Origin of the sequence: Roseovarius roseus (assembly GCF_043355935.2) — a bacterium.
In the GTDB taxonomy this organism is placed as follows: Bacteria; Pseudomonadota; Alphaproteobacteria; order Rhodobacterales; family Rhodobacteraceae; genus Roseovarius; species Roseovarius roseus.
In genome coordinates, this window is the sequence record NZ_JBHFPE020000012.1 from 103,541 (window position 1) to 109,540 (window position 6,000).

Sequence of the window (6,000 nt, forward strand, 5' to 3'; positions counted from 1 at the left end):
GGTGACAGCTCAAAGTTCAGGAAGGCGGATTGCAAGTCAGGCCACAAACAGATTTGACTCACTCCGTATTACGCCTGCTGACAGCTCTCATTGCAAACAACAGGTAGCTCGACACAATTGCGGCCATGAAACACCAGACTGAAGTGAATGCATAGTGAGCGAACGCGAAGCCTGCGATGACGGAAAGGGTGATTACTACGCCGAAAATCTTGATATGTTTTTCAGACGACAAGAGCAAAGGCAGGCAAACGATGCCAGCGTAGACGACCCGAATGATACTGTATGGCACGACGCCCTCCCAGATTAGTCGTGAGTTGTAGTCGATAGAGTATTTCACGATCCTGAGCGGCACCCAATCTGGATTGAAAACCAAAGGCACAAAAAGAGTCAGCCCCAGAAAGAGCCCCAAAACACTCAGAGCCAAGAAAACCATTCTTCGTTTTCTGCGCGGTTCAATAAGAAACGTCGCGAACGGTACCAGGAATGGCCAGACGAGATAGGCAAAAAAACAAGAACCCCAAGGCAAAAAGATGCGATTGCCCAGGGTCCGACTGCGCGATTTCTATCCAAAGCCCGCCTTCCGAAGCTTGCTGAACACCAAAAAAGAGAGGGAAAATTGCGAATCCCAGATATCGCCGGTCTGTCTTCAAAGCGGTCCCGATTGTATATGCCGCCACTGGTAGTAGTACAGCTGCTGTTGTGAAGCTGGCGGTCGCAGAAAAGCACATGCTCGGTGTCCTCAAGTCGCTAATTATCGGCAGCCCATTAAATTTCACAAAGGAATCGTACCACACGGACAGCCCATCTCATTGAGGCATATCAAACCTTGCGATTGGCTTCCCTTTGCCTTTGGGCGTGATAAACGAACGGCTGCAATGCGAAAGTAATGCAGCGGCGCAAATGATCGTTTTGAATGTCTCACTCGGGCTGGAAGCAGACCTTTTAAATATCCCAACAGACGGCAGTAACGTCCCGCATAGTAGAAGTTCTGGCAGAGCCCCGCGAACGGCTGTTGTGGCGCTGAATAGTGCGGTGCGCGCAATGCCCGACTAAGTCGGCTGGCTGCAATGGCGCAAGTCAGAGGTATATTTCGCATGAGTTTGCCGCGCGGCTCGGCAAAGCCGCACGGCAGGTTTTGCTCAGATCCGGTGTCTCAGGCGTCTATGGCGTAACCTGCGCTGAGCGTGCTATCGGCGCGGCGTTGGGTGGCGCGCAAGGTATCCAGACCGCGCCGCCCGTCGGGCCGCTGGATGCCCAGGACGAGCGGGACGTATTGTCCTCCGGCCAGAAGCTTCGGTAGGGCGATGGCCGCCGCCGACTGGTCGAAATAGACAACCTCCTGTCCCTGATAGCGCCCCAGCGTGAGGCGCGGGTTGAAGCCGATCCCGCCACAGCGGAACTCAAGCTGCGTCGTTGGCATGCCGTGCACGATCATCGTGCCCTGCGTGCCGCAACGCACCGCCAGCCGCGCGCGGTCCAGCAGGGTCACTACGCAGGGGTCGCGGGGCTTGCCCATAGGATCATCATCCCCCTGCCAATGCGGGGCGGGTTACGTGCCGGGCAGCGGATTGGCCGCCTGAATGCCCCCCACCATGACCGAACTTTCAGGCACAAGGGCTGCGTCCCAGGTCATTTTGACGATCTGGTCGGCACCGGGGGCAAGGCCGGCGATCGGTGTCTCGCCGATCAGGTAGGTGCCGGGGACCAACGGGTTGGGCACCGTGCTGCCGGGCATGTTGGACGGCATCCATTCCTGCGGATAGCGGAATTCAAAGCCGGGAAAATGGGTGATCATGGCTCGGGCCCAGAAATCGCTGGTGGCGAACCAGACCCGCCGCCGCCACGGCGGTATGCGCGCGAAGCTTGGCGATGGTACCGTCCATCGCGTCGTCGTTTTCGGAATGCGTATAAATCGCGACGCCCTCCTGCCGGACCTCTTGGGGGATGTCTTCTTGCTCGGTCAGGCCCAACTCCCTGATCAGCGCCCTGAGCTTTTCGATCTCATCGTCGGGGATAGCAGGGGCCAGTGCCACCGCAAGGCGCGCAGGGTCGGGATCGAACGGCACCCGGACCGTGCCACGGTAATAGACCGGCATACCCTTGCGCCCCAGAACGAACCGTTCAGAATTGGCGCCATCATGGATCACGACCTGTCGTTCGTCGCCCTCAAGGTGCGGCGCATCTGCCTGCAGCAGGTACTGCCCCGGCACAATGTCCGTCGCGTGATAGCTTTGCGTCTCTTTCGACAACTTCAGAACGATGGGCTTGGATTGGGTGTCTTTCTCCCTGCGGGTTGCGGTGACCTTTGCATTGGAAATGGTTTTCCAATTTGGGTCCTCGACGCGCACGTCCAGGGCGCCTTTTGCAATCCGTTCCATGATAAATTCATGTCAAATTGGCAAAAGGCCCTGCCGGTCACGCGGACCGGCAGGGATGTCCCGTCAGATGTTGACGATGGCAATGTGGCGCCGCGGGTGAGTCCAGGAATAGGCCTCGTCGTAGTCCCATCCACTGCTGGGCCCAGCATCGCCCCCCGCAGGGTTAAAGGCTCGGCCCTGCGCGTCGATGCCAATAGTATAGGCCCCCTCGTCAGAGGCGCCGCTCACCAGAAAGCGGGCTGTCGTGGTCCAAGCGTTGTCGGTATCGGTGACGTGCCAGTGGTCATAGTCCGCCGTCGCATCCATCCGGCCCAGCGGTGTGCCTTCGCAACTACGGCCAAACAGAATGGCATTGCGTAGATGCGCCGCCGACACTTCGCAGGAAACCCGGATTTCGATGTCCGTGCCTTCGGGCCTACGAATGACCGGACACACGTCCGGCAGCGGCGACCAGCCACCGGTTCCCGAAGGACGCCACTGCATCGCAGTAAAGACCGCATGGGGCCGGATGTTGTCGATCTGGATGGGCACGGCCGCACTGGTATCCACGACGTTCTTGCCTGCATCGCCCAGTTCAAGTTGCATCTCGTAGCGGCCATTGGCATAGCGCTGCGTGCGCCAGTTCAGCAACCAGTGCGGAAACACCAGATCACCGGCAGGCAGGATGGGATACCATCCGTCCGAATCTGGCACGATGTGGATCGGCCCTCCCGCACCAAGGCGTGGCGCCCACCAGCTTTCGTCCTGCACCGGAGTAAAGCTGCCGCTGCTCTGATGTTTCTTCATCAGCCGGTATTGCACTGCGCCGGAAAAGCGGTGGCAGCCATGCAGTTGCACCGTCGACCACAGTGGTGCCGTGGTGAGAGTGTCGCGCGCAGAGGTGGACAGCCCCCCCGACCGCGCCCGGTTAACCATGCGCCCATAGCCCGTACTCAGATCGAAGTAGGGGGACTCAAGCGGCATCAGGCCCGCTGTCAGGATTGTCGGCGCGGAACAGCCGGAAGGGTCAATCTCGGGCCCTTCGCAATTGGGCGAGGACACCGCATGCGCTTCTGCTTCCAGCACGACATCCGACAGTCCGGTGCTGTTCCAACGCACGTCAAAGAAGCCTTCGGAATAAATCACTTCGTCGGTGCCATCGCCATCCACGTCCTGGGTCACACGGAAGGTAATATCGGGGACATCCTTGATCTTGGTCCAGATACCCAGAACGATATCGGTACAACGCCAGAACGGCCCGACCCAGTGGTGAGAGTCTAGATCTGGGGCGGCTTTGCGCATTTCATCGCTCATATCCACATCGAATGGCTGTCCCTTATCGGGCAGGGGTGGCGGCACGCGATGCGCGCGCATCTCAAGCTCGGCCTCCAGTTTTTCCGTGCTGGTCCCGAAAGACCCGCGGCTGACAAGCGCCTCAAGCTGGGCCGTAACGGTCTCTCCGGCTTCCTCGCGCAGCCGGTCCAGTACCTCGGGTCGCCGCAGCAGCGCGGCCAGTTGCGCGGGCTGTGCCGCCCCACGCTTAAAAGGATCAGGTTTTGGTTTCGGAATTTCGATGGGCGTCGCTGCAACCGACGGACGCCCGGCAAACCGCTCTTCTGGCGGGCGTGGCCATTTGATCCGGGGCGGTTCGAGCTCCAGTTCGGGTACCGGAATCCGCTCCAGCCAATCTTTCAGGCGGATGGGATAGAGCGTCGGGAAACAAAGCCGCGCGCGCCGCCATTTGATGATCCAGTCGATTTCCCAAGCGGGGATCCAGACACAGAAGTGGCCGCATTCATCTGTCGTGGCCGTTGTGACCGGTTCGCGTTTGCATTTCGTCGGAAAAAACCATGACCAGCGCGGCCAGCCCGGCGGGCTGTAGATGTGAAACGAACAATCGGTATCCTCGACATGCACAGTGGCGTTGGGCACGCCTTCCAATTCACCCGAGACCGGGTTGCGTTTGACAACCTGCCCGCAGACGCGGCGAAACAGCAGCAGGTCCGGATCGATCCGCCATTGCAGTTCTTTGTGAAGTTTGCTGAATTTCTGTCCCTTGAGGGTTTGCAGCGGCGCTCCGGTCAAATCCGCGAGACGCACGGCCTGCATATCAGAGATCTTGGCATCAATTGGGTCCATGCGGTCTTTTTCGGTTTTCATGTGATGTCCTCCTTTAAAATTTCTGACCGCGCTGGCGGCAGCCTTATAGGCAAGGCAAATGCGCCCCGTCAGTTTTCTGAAATAGTCAAGAATAGGCAAAAAAAACGCGGTGCCTATGGTGTGAACAGAAACAACCACCAATCCATGATTCCTTCATAGGTTGTATGGAGGGAACGGAGTTGATTTCCGTCAACGCGGCGGATATCGGCGCGGTGTTTCGCCAACTTCATGAACGTCTGCAACTTCGTCCGCAGGCTCAAGACGCTCGGCAGCCTCACGCCCTACGAACACATCTGCAAGATTTGAACTTCAGATCCAGATCGATCCATCTTGACTGCGATCCTGCAAATGCCGGGACTGAACAGGGGATCATCTTCATCAATCGCAATGGCTTGCGCGATGGTGAGCCATTGTCGCGCCATTGGTCCGAGAGACAATGGCGACCACAGAGCACGGCCCGCACAAGACGCTTTACAACCATGAAATACGACAAGCCGCGATATCAACGTCCCAACCGGAATGAGATCATGTTCGGAAGGCTCAAGGACTGGAGGCGCGTTGCAACCAGATACGACCGGTGCCCCAGGGCCTTCTTCTCCGCCATCACCCTCGCCGCAACCCTCATCTACTGGCTATGAGATGCCGTAACGGGTCTTGCGTTGCGCATCACCATTACCGCTTGCCAGATCACCGCTGCGCTGTCGCCATTCCCGTATCAAACCTGATTGGAGGAATAGGGGATGAAACTGTTTATCGGACTGGATGTGTCATTGGCCAAGACGGCGATCTGCGTGGTCAGCGAGCATGGAAAGATCGTTAGGGAAGCTGAGGTCGCCAGCGAACCGGAGCCTTTGCTCGCGTGTCTTCAGGCCCTGGACGGCAATATTGCCGCCCTGGGTCTTGAGGCCGGCCTCTTGTCACAGTGGCTGCATCGCTGGCTGACAGGTGCCGGGCTGGATGCCGTTCTGATGGAGACACGGCAGGTGAAGGGTGCCTTGAAGGCCATGCCCATCAAAACAGATCGTAGGGATGCCGAAGGCATTGCGCGTCTGCTTCACCTCGGATGGTTCCGCCCCGTCTAATGCAAGTCAGTTTCGGCGCAGGAGGTTCGCGCCATTCTCAGTGCTCGGAAGGCGATCCAGCAGAACATGATCGCGCTGGAGATGTCACTGCGCCGGCTCTTGTGTAACTTTGGTTTGAAAGTCGGGGCGATCTCCCGAGGAAAGTTTGAGCATCGCATTCGAGAGCTCGCTGGGGGCAATGTCATGCTCGAGACAGCAACAGCTCCCATGTTGCGTGCAAGGGCGTCGCTGCGCCAGGAACTTGCGGATCTTGAAAAACTGGTTCGGCAGATGGCTCAGGACGACCCGGTTTGTGTGCGACTGATGACGATGCCAGGGGTTGGTGCAGTTGTCGCCCTGACTTACCGGTCCGCCGTCGACGACCCTGCGCGCTTCACCTCTTCGAAGAATGTTGGCCCTTG

General features: G+C 58.5%; 4 protein-coding genes and 2 pseudogenes. 2 read left to right on the forward strand and 4 right to left on the reverse strand.

All coding sequences use genetic code 11. The annotated features are described in order from the left end of the window. Nucleotides 1–1,153 precede the first annotated feature (1,153 nt). The 4 genes from ACEWPL_RS15585 to ACEWPL_RS15600 form a co-directional block, all read right to left on the reverse strand. The gene (locus tag ACEWPL_RS15585; protein WP_393930326.1) at nt 1,154–1,516 is read right to left on the reverse strand and encodes a hypothetical protein; all 363 of its coding nucleotides are present in this window, start codon (nt 1,514–1,516) and stop codon (nt 1,154–1,156) included. 33 nt (nt 1,517–1,549) lie between these two features. Continuing rightward, complete coding sequence (locus ACEWPL_RS15590; RefSeq protein ID WP_393930324.1) at nt 1,550–1,795, reverse strand: hypothetical protein; 246 nt, start codon at nt 1,793–1,795, stop codon at nt 1,550–1,552. Continuing rightward, a complete protein-coding gene (locus tag ACEWPL_RS15595; protein WP_393930322.1) occupies nt 1,770–2,378 on the reverse strand; it encodes a hypothetical protein in 609 nt (202 codons plus the stop codon). The genes ACEWPL_RS15590 and ACEWPL_RS15595 overlap by 26 nt, the downstream gene beginning before the upstream one ends. A gap of 63 nt (nt 2,379–2,441) precedes the next feature. Then, nucleotides 2,442–4,517, reverse strand: coding sequence for a hypothetical protein (locus ACEWPL_RS15600; protein ID WP_393930319.1), 2,076 nt, complete (start codon nt 4,515–4,517; stop codon nt 2,442–2,444). A 476-nt stretch (nt 4,518–4,993) separates the two neighbouring features. Between ACEWPL_RS15600 and ACEWPL_RS15605 the strand changes: the two are divergent. Together ACEWPL_RS15605 and ACEWPL_RS19530 are read left to right on the forward strand one after the other, a co-directional pair. Beyond that, nucleotides 4,994–5,155 (forward strand): annotated as a pseudogene (locus ACEWPL_RS15605) (IS5/IS1182 family transposase); the annotation flags it as partial. A gap of 102 nt (nt 5,156–5,257) precedes the next feature. Continuing rightward, nucleotides 5,258–6,000: pseudogene (locus tag ACEWPL_RS19530) on the forward strand (IS110 family RNA-guided transposase); the annotation flags it as partial.

What these genes read in the sequence shown, in the direction of transcription:
- ACEWPL_RS15585 (WP_393930326.1), bottom strand. Translation starts at nt 1,516, where the DNA reads ATGGGCAAGCCCCGCGACCCCTGCGTAGTGACCCTGCTGGACCGCGCG.
- ACEWPL_RS15590 (WP_393930324.1), bottom strand. Translation starts at nt 1,795, where the DNA reads ATGATCACCCATTTTCCCGGCTTTGAATTCCGCTATCCGCAGGAATGG.
- ACEWPL_RS15595 (WP_393930322.1), bottom strand. Translation starts at nt 2,378, where the DNA reads ATGGAACGGATTGCAAAAGGCGCCCTGGACGTGCGCGTCGAGGACCCA.
- ACEWPL_RS15600 (WP_393930319.1), bottom strand. Translation starts at nt 4,517, where the DNA reads ATGAAAACCGAAAAAGACCGCATGGACCCAATTGATGCCAAGATCTCT.